Source organism: Enterobacter cloacae complex sp. P47BA (assembly GCF_014930485.1).
In the GTDB taxonomy this organism is placed as follows: Bacteria; Pseudomonadota; Gammaproteobacteria; order Enterobacterales; family Enterobacteriaceae; genus Enterobacter; species Enterobacter bugandensis.
The window spans coordinates 117,892-131,239 of record NZ_JADBRF010000004.1; the positions used below are offsets into that span (position 1 = coordinate 117,892).

The 13,348-nt window shown below is 60.1% G+C and carries 13 protein-coding genes; 5 read left to right on the plus strand and 8 right to left on the minus strand.

Annotated features, from left to right (window positions below; translation table 11 throughout):
• Nucleotides 1–71 precede the first annotated feature (71 nt).
• Together IM299_RS06630 and IM299_RS06635 are read right to left on the minus strand one after the other, a co-directional pair.
• Nucleotides 72–527, minus strand: coding sequence for a hypothetical protein (locus tag IM299_RS06630; RefSeq protein ID WP_193357199.1), 456 nt, complete (start codon nt 525–527; stop codon nt 72–74).
• Nucleotides 528–756: 229 nt separating this feature from the next.
• Nucleotides 757–1,638: a LysR family transcriptional regulator gene (locus IM299_RS06635; RefSeq protein ID WP_193357200.1), complete on the minus strand. Its 882-nt coding sequence runs from the start codon at nt 1,636–1,638 to the stop codon at nt 757–759.
• 105 nt (nt 1,639–1,743) lie between these two features.
• Here IM299_RS06635 and budA point away from each other — a divergent pair, with 105 nt between their 5' ends.
• From budA to IM299_RS06655, 4 genes are all read left to right on the plus strand, one after another.
• Nucleotides 1,744–2,523, plus strand: a complete 780-nt coding sequence (gene budA, locus IM299_RS06640; RefSeq protein ID WP_028012263.1) for an acetolactate decarboxylase — start codon at nt 1,744–1,746, stop codon at nt 2,521–2,523.
• The gene (gene alsS, locus IM299_RS06645; RefSeq protein WP_227013050.1) at nt 2,495–4,216 is read left to right on the plus strand and encodes an acetolactate synthase AlsS; all 1,722 of its coding nucleotides are present in this window, start codon (nt 2,495–2,497) and stop codon (nt 4,214–4,216) included. Before budA ends, alsS begins: the two co-directional genes overlap by 29 nt.
• Before the next feature lie 20 nt (nt 4,217–4,236).
• Nucleotides 4,237–5,007 carry a (S)-acetoin forming diacetyl reductase gene (locus IM299_RS06650; protein WP_163333316.1) on the plus strand — a complete coding sequence of 257 codons (771 nt, stop codon included), beginning with the start codon at nt 4,237–4,239 and terminating at the stop codon, nt 5,005–5,007.
• Between the two features lie 131 nt (nt 5,008–5,138).
• Nucleotides 5,139–5,612, plus strand: a complete 474-nt coding sequence (locus IM299_RS06655) for a cold-shock protein (RefSeq protein ID WP_193357202.1) — start codon at nt 5,139–5,141, stop codon at nt 5,610–5,612.
• A 108-nt stretch (nt 5,613–5,720) separates the two neighbouring features.
• On the opposite strand, the gene IM299_RS06660 is transcribed toward IM299_RS06655, so the two are convergent.
• The 5 genes from IM299_RS06660 to IM299_RS06680 form a co-directional block, all read right to left on the minus strand.
• Complete coding sequence (locus tag IM299_RS06660) at nt 5,721–6,425, minus strand: ABC transporter ATP-binding protein (RefSeq protein WP_193357203.1); 705 nt, start codon at nt 6,423–6,425, stop codon at nt 5,721–5,723.
• Nucleotides 6,412–7,248, minus strand: coding sequence for an ABC transporter ATP-binding protein (locus IM299_RS06665; RefSeq protein WP_193357204.1), 837 nt, complete (start codon nt 7,246–7,248; stop codon nt 6,412–6,414). Before IM299_RS06665 ends, IM299_RS06660 begins: the two co-directional genes overlap by 14 nt.
• Nucleotides 7,241–8,074 carry an ABC transporter permease gene (locus IM299_RS06670; protein ID WP_193357205.1) on the minus strand — a complete coding sequence of 278 codons (834 nt, stop codon included), beginning with the start codon at nt 8,072–8,074 and terminating at the stop codon, nt 7,241–7,243. Before IM299_RS06670 ends, IM299_RS06665 begins: the two co-directional genes overlap by 8 nt.
• Entirely contained in the window at nt 8,074–9,087 is a 1,014-nt protein-coding gene (locus IM299_RS06675) for an ABC transporter permease (protein WP_193357206.1), read from the minus strand. Before IM299_RS06675 ends, IM299_RS06670 begins: the two co-directional genes overlap by 1 nt.
• Nucleotides 9,088–9,185: 98 nt before the next feature.
• Nucleotides 9,186–10,754, minus strand: coding sequence for an ABC transporter substrate-binding protein (locus IM299_RS06680; protein WP_193357207.1), 1,569 nt, complete (start codon nt 10,752–10,754; stop codon nt 9,186–9,188).
• Nucleotides 10,755–10,912: 158 nt separating this feature from the next.
• Between IM299_RS06680 and IM299_RS06685 the strand changes: the two genes are divergently transcribed.
• Nucleotides 10,913–11,611 (plus strand): GNAT family N-acetyltransferase, encoded by a 699-nt coding sequence (locus tag IM299_RS06685; RefSeq protein ID WP_041910975.1) that lies wholly within the window; start codon nt 10,913–10,915, stop codon nt 11,609–11,611.
• Between the two features lie 33 nt (nt 11,612–11,644).
• On the opposite strand, the gene IM299_RS06690 is transcribed toward IM299_RS06685, so the two are convergent.
• Nucleotides 11,645–13,339: a thiamine pyrophosphate-binding protein gene (locus IM299_RS06690; RefSeq protein ID WP_048956922.1), complete on the minus strand. Its 1,695-nt coding sequence runs from the start codon at nt 13,337–13,339 to the stop codon at nt 11,645–11,647.
• Between the last annotated feature and the right edge of the window lie 9 nt (nt 13,340–13,348).

Consider the following 13,348-nt stretch of genomic DNA (forward strand, 5'->3'; position numbering starts at 1 on the left):
AAACATTGTATTTTGCGCAAGGCCGAAATCCCGCTTTTTACCCAGCAGAACCCCGGCCCCCATCACCCGCCTCAGTGCGCCGTTATATACGGCTCCTTCACAAACTCCGCCAACAGCCAGACCATATCATGCAGCAGTCCGGTGAGTTCTTTCGCCACGCTCGCAGGCAGTGTCCCGCCCATCACCGCCAGCGTTAACGCCAGAGCATAATCCACCTGCAACGCCGTCTCCTGCCAGCAATCCGGTACGCAGGAGGTAATCTTTTCCCCAGCAATCAGCTGTTCAACCAGATAATGCGGCAGTTCAGCATCACAGCATTCCCGCAGCCGCTTCAGCGCAGCCAGCAATCGCTTACAGAGAGTGGTAAACGTCACCGCGTCGTCCGTTTCTACCAGCACGCTAACGTATGCCGTGCAGGCGTCAGCCAGTTGAAAGAGATCCGCAGAGTCAGGAAGCTGCAGGTGGAGAAGGTGATGAACAGCGTTTTCTTCAGCGCGTAAGTACGAAAATCCAGGGGTAGTCGCCATTTAGCATCCTCTTTGTCCAAAAAATGTCATGTTATGCTAACGGGTTCCTACGCCCGGTTACGGATGTGCCGCAACGCAGGCACTTTAAAACCGCGAAGAAGGGATGAAAAGAGATAACCCTGAATTACATAAGGTTGCTTGCAGGTTTGCGAGGCGGCTTCCAGAAGGGCATTGCCGGGTAGCGGCTACGCCTTCCCCGGCCTACAAAAACCACCAACCAAACTGGCCGCTACCCCTCGCTCATCATCGCCAGAAACCGCTTCACCGTCCGCGAACGTTCAAAACGCCGCCAGCAGAGCGCGATATCGGTATAGAGCTCCGGTGAGCTTAGCGCATGATAGGTCACATTCGGCGGTGAAATGGCCGCCATGGATTTCGGCACCAGCGCGAACCCGCCGCCGGCGGAGACCATGCTCAGGGAAGAGGAAAGCTGCGACGACTGCAGCGCGCGCTGCACGTTTATTCCGGCCCGCTCGCAGCAGCCGTAAACCCGGTCATACAGACCCGGCGCGACCTCCTGCGGGAACAACACCACCGGCGTATCCTGCAGTTGTTCTAACGCCAGCGAATCGCACGCCGCCAGCGGATGATCGCGGTGCAGCGCCACCACCATCGGCTCCCGGTCGAGGATTTTTAACTCAAACACCTTGCTGCTTTCGCACGGCAGGCGCACGAAGGCAATATCCAGTTCACCCTCCGCCAGCATCGTCGTCAGCGACGACATATTGGCTTCCACCTGGTGAACCTGTACCGCCATGTTCTGCACCTGAAACTGGCGGATCAGCGCGAAAATTTTGGGATGGAAAGCGTCGGAGCTGGTGATGCCAATCGACAGGCTGCCGTTCAGCCCGCGCGCAATGCCGCGGGCCTTTTCCAGCGCCGCGTCGCTCAGCGCCAGGATCTTGCAGGCATCCTCATAGAACGCTTCTCCCGCCTCGGTCAGCTCCACGCCCCGCGTCAGGCGTCTGAACAGCGGCGTGCCCACTTCCTCCTCAAGCCTTTTGATCTGCTGGCTCAGAGGAGGTTGTGAAATACCCAGCGCTTCGGCCGCCCTGGTGAAGTGTCGCTCGCGTGCAACCGCGACAAAATAGCGCAGATAACGAAGTTCCATATCTAAAACGTCTCAAACCAGCATGGTTTCTATATTGGAACTCTCTGCTGAATCGGGTCAACATTTATTTAACCTTTCTAAATAAAGTTGAAGAGGACGAGCATGATGATGCATTCATCTGCATGCGACTGTGAGGCGAGTTTATGCGAGACCCTGCGCGGGTTCTCGGCTCAACATCCTGACAGCGTGATCTATCAGACATCGCTAATGAGCGCCCTGCTAAGCGGCGTCTACGAAGGGGAGACCACCATCGCCGACCTGCTGGCACACGGCGATTTTGGTCTGGGCACCTTCAACGAGCTGGACGGCGAAATGATTGCCTTCAGCAGCCAGGTGTACCAGCTGCGCGCCGACGGCAGCGCCCGCGCCGCGAAGCCGGAGCAAAAGACGCCGTTCGCGGTGATGACCTGGTTCCAGCCGCAGTACCGCAAAACCTTCGACGGGCCGGTCAGCCGTCAGCAGATCCACGACGTGATCGACCAGCAGATCCCCTCCGATAACCTGTTCTGCGCGCTGCGCATCGACGGCAATTTCCGCCATGCCCACACCCGCACCGTACCGCGCCAGACGCCACCGTACCGGGCGATGACCGACGTGCTGGACGACCAGCCGGTGTTCCGTTTTAACCAGCGCGAGGGCGTGCTGGTGGGGTTCCGCACGCCGCAGCATATGCAGGGCATTAACGTGGCGGGCTATCACGAACACTTCATCACCGACGACCGACAGGGCGGAGGCCATCTGCTCGATTACCAGCTGGAGAGCGGTGTGCTCACCTTCGGTGAAATTCACAAGCTGATGATCGACCTGCCCGCCGACAGCGCGTTTTTACAGGCCAACCTGCACCCCAGCAACCTTGATGCGGCTATCCGCGCCGTCGAAAACTAACAGGAGAACTACCGTGAACAGTGAGAAACAGTCACGTCAGTGGGCGCACGGCGCCGATTTGGTTGTCGGCCAGCTGGAAGCGCAGGGCGTGAAGCAGGTCTTCGGCATCCCCGGCGCGAAAATCGACAAGGTCTTTGACTCCCTGCTGGACTCCTCCATCGAGATTATTCCTGTACGCCACGAGGCCAACGCGGCGTTTATGGCGGCGGCAGTGGGGCGGTTGACCGGCAAGGCCGGGGTGGCGATGGTCACCTCCGGACCGGGCTGTTCAAACCTGATCACCGGCATTGCCACCGCCAACAGCGAAGGCGACCCGGTGGTGGCGCTGGGCGGAGCGGTGAAGCGGGCGGATAAAGCCAAGCTGGTGCACCAGAGCATGGACACCGTCGCCATGTTCAGCCCGGTCACCAAATACGCCGTGGAGGTGAGTGCGCCGGACGCAATTGCTGAGGTGGTTTCCAACGCCTTTCGCGCCGCCGAGCACGGCAGGCCGGGGGGCGCGTTCGTCAGCCTGCCGCAGGATATTGTCGACCAGCCCGCGACGGGAGCCATTTTGCCTGCCAGCGGCCCGGCGCTGATGGGTCCGGCACCGGAGTCAGCCATCAACGACGTGGCGAAGCTTATCGAAAAGGCCAAAAACCCGGTCATCCTGCTGGGGCTGATGGCCAGCCAGCCGGCCAACAGCGCCGCGCTGCGCAAGCTGCTGGAGAAAAGCCGTATTCCGGTTACCAGCACCTATCAGGCCGCCGGGGCGGTGAACCAGGAGCACTTCACCCGCTTTGCCGGACGCGTCGGTCTGTTCAATAACCAGGCGGGCGACCGGCTGCTCCATCTGGCAGATCTGATTATCTGCATCGGCTACAGCCCGGTGGAGTACGAGCCGTCCATGTGGAACGGCGGCGACGCGACGCTGGTGCACATTGACGTGCTGCCCGCCTATGAAGAACGTAACTACGTGCCGGATCTGGAGCTGGTGGGGGACATCGCTGAAACCCTGAACCTGCTGGCGAATCGCATCGATCACAAGCTTGAGCTAAGCCAGCGGGCCTCCGAAATTCTGGTCGATCGCCAGCATCAGCGGGATCTGCTCGATCGCCGCGGCGCCTCACTCAACCAGTTTGCCCTGCATCCGCTGCGCATCGTGCGGGCCATGCAGGACATCGTGAATAACGACGTGACGCTCACCGTCGACATGGGCAGCTTCCACATCTGGATCGCCCGCTACCTCTACAGCTTCCGTGCGCGTCAGGTGATGATCTCCAACGGTCAGCAGACCATGGGCGTTGCCCTGCCGTGGGCCATTGGTGCGTGGCTGGTGAACCCGGGTCGCAAGGTGGTGTCGGTCTCCGGTGACGGCGGCTTCCTGCAATCCAGCATGGAGCTGGAAACCGCGGTGCGCCTCAACGCTAACGTGCTGCACATCATCTGGGTGGATAACGCCTACAACATGGTGGCCATCCAGGAAGAGAAAAAATACCAGCGTCTTTCCGGCGTCGAGTTCGGCCCGGTCGATTTCAAAGTCTATGCCGACGCCTTCGGCGCGAAGGGCTTTGCCGTCGAAAGTGCGGATGCGCTGGAGCCGACGCTGCGTGCGGCAATGGATGTTGACGGCCCGGCCGTGGTGGCCATTCCCGTCGACTACAGCGATAACCCGCTGCTGATGGGCCAGCTCCATCTCAGCCAGATTTTGTGAATCAACATAAGGACAGAGAAATGCAAAAAGTGGCTCTCGTAACAGGCTCAGGCCAGGGGATTGGTAAAGCGATTGCGCTTCGCCTGGTGAAAGATGGCTTTGCCGTCGCCATCGCGGATTACAACGAGGAGACGGCGAAAGCGGTAGCCGATGAAATCACCCGCAACGGCGGTAAAGCCGTCGCCGTGAAGGTGGACGTATCCAACCGTGACCAGGTGTTCGCGGCGGTGGAGAAAGCCCGCACCGCGCTGGGCGGCTTCGACGTGATCGTTAACAACGCCGGGGTTGCGCCGTCTACCCCTATCGAATCCATCACGCCGGAGATTGTCGACAAGGTCTACAACATTAACGTGAAAGGGGTGATCTGGGGGATCCAGGCCGCGATTGACGCCTTCCGCAAAGAGGGACACGGCGGCAAGATCATCAACGCCTGCTCTCAGGCGGGCCACACCGGTAACCCGGAGCTGGCCGTCTACAGTTCCAGCAAGTTCGCGGTTCGCGGCTTAACCCAGACCGCCGCGCGGGATCTCGCGCCGCTGGGGATCACCGTTAACGCCTACTGCCCGGGCATCGTCAAAACGCCGATGTGGGCGGAGATCGACCGTCAGGTCTCCGAGGCGGCGGGTAAACCGCTCGGCTACGGGACCGAGACCTTTGCCAAACGCATTACGCTTGGCCGCCTGTCCGAACCGGAAGATGTTGCCGCCTGCGTTTCATATCTTGCGGGGCCAGACTCTGACTATATGACCGGACAGTCTCTCCTCATCGATGGTGGGATGGTGTTCAACTAAATTCTAATAAGCTCTGACATGAGTTTTCCCCTGCCCCCGTGCAGGGGCTTTTTTTTGTCTCCTCCGCCATTGTGCATTACACTGCGCGCTGCAAAACTTTAGTCATTACGATCTGACAGGCGGTAACAGCGATGAACGGTACAATCACAACGTGGTTTAAAGATAAAGGCTTTGGATTTATCAAAGATGAAAACGGCGACAACCGCTATTTTCATGTGATTAAGGTCGCCAACCCTGATCTGATTAAGAAAGATGCGGCGGTGACCTTCGAGCCAACCACCAACAACAAAGGCCTTTCCGCCTATGCGGTGAAGGTGATCCCCGAAAGCAAACATCTCTTTATTGCGGGCGAGCGCGTGAAGCTCACCTCGATCAAATCCTTCGTGGTGTTTAACGAAGAAGAACCGGTTGATACCAAAATCGACAAAGAGAATGCGGTGCTGTCGGTGGGGCTGCTGATGAACAGCATCAAGCCGAAATCCGAGAAAAAGCCGGGCGAAATGCGCACGGTGAAGAAGCTGGCGATCACCACCTTCCAGAACACGACGATGATCTTTACCGAAGACGAGATCGACATCGATGCCACGGTGAAGCTGCTGAAGTAATTGTTTGCCGGGTGGCGGCGATGCCTTACCCGGCCTACGAAAAACACTCAACGCGATACGAAACGTAGGCCCGGTAAGCGCAGCGCCACCGGGCACCGCCGCGCGCACTTAACCCATCCTGTGCTCGCCCCGTAACATCGCCTCCCGGTCAAATACCTGCTGGATCTCCCCGTGCGCCATAAACGCCGCCCGGTCGGACATATGGGCAATCACGTCCGCATCATGGCTCACCAGCAGATAGGTCATGCCGTGCTCGGCTTTCAGGCGGTTCAAAAGATTGAGTATTTCCGCCTGCACGGACATATCCAGCGCCGAAGTCGGCTCGTCCAGCAGCAGAAGCTGAGGGCGCAGCAGCAGCGCGCGGGCAATGGCCACGCGCTGGCGCTGCCCGCCGGAAAGCTGGTGCGGATAACGTTTACCCGCGTCGGCTGAAAGCCCTACCTGCTGTAGCGCATCCGCCACCTTTTCGGCAACCTGGGTTTCGCCGCGAATGTTTAACGGCTCCGACAGGGTGCGCGCAATGGTGTGGTTTGGGTGCAGCGACGCCCACGGATCCTGAAACACCATCTGCACGTTGCGGCGAATCTCGCCTTCAAAACGTCGTCCTGGCCGTAAATTTTCCCCGAGGACTGAAATGTGGCCGTTCCACTCGCGCTGCAGCCCCGCCAGCACGCGCAGAAGAGTCGATTTCCCGCAGCCGGATTCGCCAATCAGGCTGAAGGTTTCACCTTTCTTGACGGCAAAGCTGGCGGCGGACACCGCCATTTTCTCCCCGAAGCTCACCTGGAGATCCTTAACTTCAACGAGCGTCATTATCGGTCTCCTTCCACCGCTGCGAGCGGTCAAGCGTCGGCAGCAATTGGCCATAGGTACTGGCGTTCGGACGGCAGGTCCACAGGGTGCGCGTATACGGGTGCATCGCCTGCGGGAGACGGCTCGCCGCCATCTCATCGACCTTTTCGCCCTGATACATCACCAGCACGCGGTCGCAGTGTTCCGCGACGAGCGGCAAATCGTGGCTGATTAACAGCATCGCCATCTGGCGTTCTTCGCTCTGCTGCACCAGCAGTTCGAGGATCTGGTTACGCAGGCGGGCGTCCAGCGCGGAAGTGGGTTCGTCGGCAATCAGCACCTGCGGGTTGTTGATCAGCGCAATGGCGATCATTACCCGCTGGCCCATGCCCCCGGAGAGTTCGCCGGGATAGCGTGACAGCACGTTCTCGCCCAGCCCGACGGCGCGGATGATGTCGTGAATGCGAGCCAGGCGTTCAGCGCGGGGCAGGCGCTGATGGAGGGTCAGCGCCTCATCAAGCTGAGCGGCGACGTTTTTCGCCGGATTCAGCGCGTAGCGCGGGTCCTGAAGGACCATCGCAATTCCGTTGCCGCGCAGCGCCTGCCAGCGGCGGGTGCTCAGGGTCAGCAGGTCGTTGCCGAGCACGTTAAGCCGGTTCGCGCTTACGATGCCGGGCTTGCGCACCAGCCCCATAAGCGCGCGGGCGGACATCGATTTGCCCGAGCCGGATTCCCCCACCAGCGCCAGCCGCTCGTTGCCAAGCGTGAAGCTCAGGTTGTTGACCACGCGCGCGGCGGGGTAGTCGATATTCAGCGCATCGACGATAACGCGTTGTTCAGTCATGCTGTGGCTCCAGTACGTCGCGCAGGCCGTCGCCCAGCAGGTTAAAGGCCAGGCTGGCAAACAGAATCGCTCCGCCCGGAATGGCGGCAATCCACCACTGGTCGAAAATGACCTGCATGCCGTCGGCGATCATTGCGCCCCATTCGGCCATCGGCGGACGCGCGCCAAGACCGAGGAAGCCCAGCCCGGCGGCCGCCAGAATAATCCCCGCCAGATCCAGCGCCAGCCGCACAATCGCGGACGGCAGGCACAGGGGCAGAATATGGCCGACCAGCAGGCGCGGGCCGCGAATGCCCATCATCTCGGCGGCGGCGAGATAGTCGCTGTGGCGCAGACGCTGAATTTCACTCCGCGCCTGACGCGCGTAGGCAGGCCAGGTGGTTAAGGCCAGCGCCAGCGCGCCGTTGACCAGCCCGGGGCCGAGCATCGCCACAAACGCGAAGGCGAGGATCAGGCGCGGCATCGACATCACCACGTCGGTAAAACGCATCAGGATGCGCTCCATCCAGCCGCCGTAGTAGCCGGACAAAATCCCCACCAGCAGCCCGGCGGGCAGGGTGATAACGGTGACTAACGCCACCAGCCCGAGCGCCGGACGCGTGCCGTAAATCAGGCGCGAAAGCAGGTCGCGCCCGTAGCTGTCGGTACCCAGCCAGTGCTGGATATTGGGTGCCTGTAAGCGCGCGGCGGCGTCCTGCCAGTTCGGGTCAAGCGGCGCAAGCCACGGCGCGAACAGGGCGATAACGACCAGCAGCGCGATGGCAACCAGCCCGCAAAATGCGGCAGGAGAGCGGCGCAGGCGGCGTAAGAAGAGATAGAACGGCATCAGCGCACCCTGGGATCGGTCGCCCGCACAAGCAGGTCGGTAAGGTTATTGATCAGGACAAAGCAGACGCCAATCAGCAGCGTGCCGCCCATGACCGCCGTCGTGTCTCCGGCGAACAGGGCGGTGGTGAGATAGCGTCCGATGCCCGGCCACGAGAACACGGTCTCTGTTAATACCGCACCTTCCAGCATGCTGGTATAGGCCAGGGCGATCACCGTCAGCAGGGTGCCGCGAATGTTCGGCAGCACGTGGCGCAGCAAAATAGTCATCTCCCCGGCACCCTTGGCGCGGGCAAGCAGGATGTACTCTTTGTTCATCTCGCTCAGGCAGGCGGAGCGCGTCAGGCGGGTAATGCTTGCCAGCGAATAATAGGCCAGCAGCAGCACCGGCAGCACCAGGTGGCTGATGGCGTTGCGGAACGCCTCGCGGTCGCCGGAAAGCCAGGTATCAATCAGCGCAAAGCCGGTGCGCGTCTCCACGGTGAACTGCCAGATGTCGTCCAGCCTGCCGGGGCCAGCGCTCCACTGCAGCTTCGCATAGAACAGGGCCAGCATCAGCAGGCCGAGCCAGAAAATCGGCACCGAATTGCCGAGCAGGGTGAGGGTTCTGATGGCGAGATCGAGCGGCGAACCGGCGTAGCGGGCGCACAGTACCCCGGCAATCACGCCGAGCACGGACCCGATGATTAACGCCAACGTCGCCAGCTCCAGCGTGGCGGGGAAGGCGTGCAGCAGGTCCTGCAACACCGGCTGCCCGGTGGCGCTGGCGGTGCCTAAATCCCCGTGGGCAAGGTTTTGCAGGTAGTGCCAGAACTGCACGGGCAGGGGCCGATCCAGCCCAAGCTGGTGGCGAACCTGATCGTAGGTTGACTGGCTGGCGTGATCGCCGACGATCTGCAGCACGCGATCGACCGGTGAAAACGCCGAGAGCGCAAACGTGACGAGCAGCAGCCCGAAGAGCGTGAGCAGCAGGGTCAGCAGACCCTGAAGCACGCGGGTGGAAAGATGTGGCATGGGAAATCTCTTCACGCCGGGTGGCGGCTTCGCCTTACCCGGCCTACAAAAACCGAGAACACAGGCCGGGTAAGCGCAGCGCCACCCGGCAACAAGGGCTACTTCGTGACGCGATCGTACCAGACCATATCCGCGTTCAGCCCCTGCTGATACCCCTTCACGTTATCGCGCACCACGATCTGGGTTTTACCCTGATCGACGAACACGTACGGCGAGCTCTGCTGCAGCTGTTCCTGCATCTTCTTATACAGATCCAGTCGCTTCGCCGGATCCGGCTCGGCTACCGCCGCCAGCGTGGCCTTGTTCAGCTCCGGAATTTTCCAGCCGTTAAGCCCGGCCACGGTGCTGGATTTCCCGTCGTTCCACGCGAAGGCGCTGGCGTTAGAGTGCGCATCGAAGTAGTCCGGGATCCACAGACGAATCGCCGCCTGATGCTGCTTCGCGCGCACGCGGGCATAGACCTGACTCCCGGCGGCAGGCAGCAGATCCACCTTCACGCCACCCTGAGCAAAGCTCGCCTGCATCGACTGGGCGATGGTGATAAACGGCGGCTTGTTCTCTACGTCCAGCGTGAAGTGCGCGTCCTTAATGCCCGCTTTGGCGAGAATGGCCTTCGCTTTTGTCGGGTCAAATTTAAACGGATTGTCTTCCAGCGCGCCCGGCAGACCGACCGGCAGGAAGCTCTGGTGAACAAAATACTGGCCTTTCAGCAGATTTTTAGTGATGCCGTCATAATCGACCAGCCAGCGCGAGGCTTCCCAGAAGGCCGGGTTATTCAGCAGCGGGTTAGCGCTGTTGCCGGTGTTAAACACCAGGTAATTCTGCTCGGCGGACGGAATGCTCAGCACCTTCACGCCCGGCTTGCCGTCCAGCGCGCTTATCTGATCGGCCCCCAGATCGCGCGCCACGTCCGCATCACCCTGCTGGATCAGCAGGCGGCGTGAAGCAGGATCGGGGACGTTTTTAATGATGATGCTTTTGAGCTTCGGCGCGCCGCCGGGCGCGGCGTCGTTAGCTTCCAGCACGATGGCCTGATGCGGCTGGTAGACGCGCATTTTGAACGCGCCGCTGCCCGCCGAGTGCATTTTCAGCCACGCGTTGCCGAAGTCATTATCCTTCACGTTCGCGGCGACCTGCTTTTCATCGACGATAGAGGCAATCGGCGTGGAGAGAATATTGAGCGCCACCGACGGGCTGACGTCCGCCGTCCAGTGCAGCTGGAGGGTGTGATCGTCCACCTTTTTCAGCTGGCTGGCGATGTTGCTGGCGTCCCAGCCCAGCACGTTGAGGATGAATGCCGGGGATTTGTTCAGCGTCACGGCGCGGGTATAAGAGAAAATCACGTCTTCCGGGCGCAGCGGGTTGCCGGAGGCGAATTTCGCATCCGGCTTAAGTTTAATCGTCAGGGTTTTTGCTGCCGCGTCGGCCTCCCAGCTTTCCGCCAGAATCGGGGTGATTTTTTCCGGGTTATCGCGGTCCGGCTGTACCAGACGCTGGTACAGGCTCGGCACGGTCTGGATGCTGGAAAGCTCGTTGGCTTCGGCCGGGTCAAGGCTCACGATATCATCAAGACCCTGGGCGACAACCAGCGTGTTGGGCGGAGTAGCAGCGTGGGCAACGCTTGAGAGCGCAGCCAGCACCAGTAACGGCAGCAGTTTTTTAGTCATAGCGATCCCTGAAAAAATATATTGTGATTGTTATATGCTTCGTTACGTTAGGCTGACTGAGGATTTCCTCAAAGTCGAAATTCTGCTTTGCTTATACCATCCGGATATAACGCATACAGGCTGGTTATTAGGCGCTTATCTTCCTGGGAGTCACCGTCGTGCCCGAAATCAATCAACATGGTCAAACCGTTAACGATATCGTCCCGGACTGGAAATGCGCCCGGGTCTTAACCCGCACGCCGCTGTTCGGCCAGTACTGCCGTCTGGAGCCGCTGGATGCTGACCGCCATTCGGCTGATTTGTTTGAAGCCTATGCGCTGGGTGACGACAGCGACTGGACGTGGCTTGCCAGTACTCAGCCCATGAGCGTTGAGGCCACGGCGCACTGGGTGCTCGGAAAGGTGCTGGATGACGACCTGGTGCCCTTTGCCGTCATCGATCTGCGTACCGAAAAGGCGGTCGGGCTGGTGAGTTATATGGCGATTGAACGTTTTCAGGGCTCGGTGGAAATTGGTCACGTCACCTGGTCGCGTAAAATGAAAGGCACTCGTTTGGGTACCGAAGCGGTGTGGCTGTTGCTGAAAAATGCCTTTGAGCATAAGTACCGTCGACTGGAATGGAAATGCGATTCGATGAACACCGCCTCACGAAATGCGGCGGAGCGGCTGGGGTTTATCTGGGAGGGACGCCTACGCCAGAAGCTGGTGCGCAAAGGGCGTAACCGCGACAGCGATATGCTTTCTATTATTGACGGCGAGTGGCCGCAAAGAGACGCGGAGCTGCGCGCCTGGCTGGCGGCAGAGAATTTTGACGAGGAAGGGCGGCAGATAAAGCGGCTTGAGGCGTTTCGGTTATAAGTTTTTTATGTAGGGTACAGCGTAAACGCGCGGTTAATCCGCGGAAATCGCGATTTCAATCAGGTTGGTTTTTCCTGACTGCAGGCCGCGCGTTACCGCTTCGGCGATATCCGCAGCCTCGGTCACCCGGCAGCAGTGGACGCCCATGGCGGTGGCCAGCGACTGAAAATCGATATGCGGGTTCACCAGGTCCATCCCGATAAAACGCCCCAGCCGCGTTGAGCTGTAGTCAGCCTGGCTCTTCATAAAGTTTTTCAGGATGTTGTACTCCCTGTTATTCATGACGATAAAGGTGACCGGCAGATTTTCGTGTGCCGCCGTCCAGAGCGCCTGCGGCGAGTAGAGGGAGGCTCCGTCTCCAACTAAACACACTACCGGCTCGCGGCCCAGCCCCAGCGAGTGACCTACTGCTGCGGGCATCCCCCAGCCCAGTCCGCCGCCGCGCATAAAGTAGTAGCGCTGGTGCTGCTGGTCAGAGATGAACCGGCGGACATGCCTGGCGGTCGCTATCGCCTCATCAACGATGGTGGTACCCGCCGGAATGGATCGGATGACTTCCCAGGCTGCGACCATCGGCGAAAGGGCCGGGCGAAGCCGCTCGGCGGCGAGACGTTCTTCCTGCTGCTGCCACTCCTTCTCTCGTTCGTCGCGGGCCGTAACCAGCAGCCGCTTGTGGACCAGCCTGCTGGCGATCAGGCGCTGATCAAGCTTCGGCAACAGTTCGTGCAGGGAGAGCTTGATATCCCCCATCACCGAAAGGCGAGTGGCATAGGTGCGGCCAAGCTCGTGCATATCCGCCGAGAGCTGATACACCGCGCAGGTCGCCGGAATAGCCTCCCCCTCGCTGTACAAAATGGTGATCAGGCTTCTGCCGCCGATGATAAATACGGCATCGTAGGCATTGATGACGCTGGCGATTTCGCTGGCGGTGGTGGGCATATTGCCCCGCCAGAGCGCGTGCTGAGTGGGAAAAGGCAAATTCAGCGGCCAGGAGGAGCCGTAGACGTGGGCGCTGAGCGCTTCCGCCAGCTCGACAATCTCCTGCGTCGAGCCGCTGGAGTGCACCTCATCGCCCGCCACAATCATGATCCTGCCCGGCGCGATCTCGCTGAGCGCCTCCGCCAGCTCGTCCAGCGAGCCCGCCACGGTGTGGTAGTTCACTCTCGACGCCGTCTGTATCCCGGCATCGCTCAGCTCTTCCATCACGTTCATCGGCAGGGAGAGCAGCACCGGACCGGCCGGAGGATAGCTGGCAGCGTGAAACGCGCGGCGCACCAGCACCGGGAGCTGGTCGGCGCTGGTAACCTCCTGCGCCCACTTCATGACCGGAGAGCCGATGGACACAATATCGTCATACAGCAGCGGGTCGCGGACGTAGTGTCGCGTATCCTGCTGTCCAACGGTCACCACCAGCGGGGTTTTCATGATCCGCGAATTAATCAGATTCCCCATGCCGTGCCCCAGGCCGCTCGCGGTATGCAAATTGATAAAGCCCGTTTTGCCGGAGGCTTTCGCGTAGCCGTCGGCAATCGCCACCACGGTGCTCTCCTGAAGCGCCAGAATATAGTGAATATTTTCATGGCGAAGCAGGGCATCAATCAGAGGAAGCTCGGTGGTACCGGGGTTGCCAAAAATATATTCCACGCCTTCACTCTCTAGCACTTCAAGAAGAATATCGGCACCCGTTCGCATATTGAGATCTGATAAGGACGTTAATGATTTAATCATACTGACACC

What these genes read in the sequence shown, in the direction of transcription:
- IM299_RS06630 (WP_193357199.1), bottom strand. Translation starts at nt 527, where the DNA reads ATGGCGACTACCCCTGGATTTTCGTACTTACGCGCTGAAGAAAACGCT.
- IM299_RS06635 (WP_193357200.1), bottom strand. Translation starts at nt 1,638, where the DNA reads ATGGAACTTCGTTATCTGCGCTATTTTGTCGCGGTTGCACGCGAGCGA.
- budA (WP_028012263.1), top strand. Translation starts at nt 1,744, where the DNA reads ATGATGCATTCATCTGCATGCGACTGTGAGGCGAGTTTATGCGAGACC.
- alsS (WP_227013050.1), top strand. Translation starts at nt 2,495, where the DNA reads ATGCGGCTATCCGCGCCGTCGAAAACTAACAGGAGAACTACCGTGAAC.
- IM299_RS06650 (WP_163333316.1), top strand. Translation starts at nt 4,237, where the DNA reads ATGCAAAAAGTGGCTCTCGTAACAGGCTCAGGCCAGGGGATTGGTAAA.
- IM299_RS06655 (WP_193357202.1), top strand. Translation starts at nt 5,139, where the DNA reads ATGAACGGTACAATCACAACGTGGTTTAAAGATAAAGGCTTTGGATTT.
- IM299_RS06660 (WP_193357203.1), bottom strand. Translation starts at nt 6,425, where the DNA reads ATGACGCTCGTTGAAGTTAAGGATCTCCAGGTGAGCTTCGGGGAGAAA.
- IM299_RS06665 (WP_193357204.1), bottom strand. Translation starts at nt 7,248, where the DNA reads ATGACTGAACAACGCGTTATCGTCGATGCGCTGAATATCGACTACCCC.
- IM299_RS06670 (WP_193357205.1), bottom strand. Translation starts at nt 8,074, where the DNA reads ATGCCGTTCTATCTCTTCTTACGCCGCCTGCGCCGCTCTCCTGCCGCA.
- IM299_RS06675 (WP_193357206.1), bottom strand. Translation starts at nt 9,087, where the DNA reads ATGCCACATCTTTCCACCCGCGTGCTTCAGGGTCTGCTGACCCTGCTG.
- IM299_RS06680 (WP_193357207.1), bottom strand. Translation starts at nt 10,754, where the DNA reads ATGACTAAAAAACTGCTGCCGTTACTGGTGCTGGCTGCGCTCTCAAGC.
- IM299_RS06690 (WP_048956922.1), bottom strand. Translation starts at nt 13,339, where the DNA reads ATGATTAAATCATTAACGTCCTTATCAGATCTCAATATGCGAACGGGT.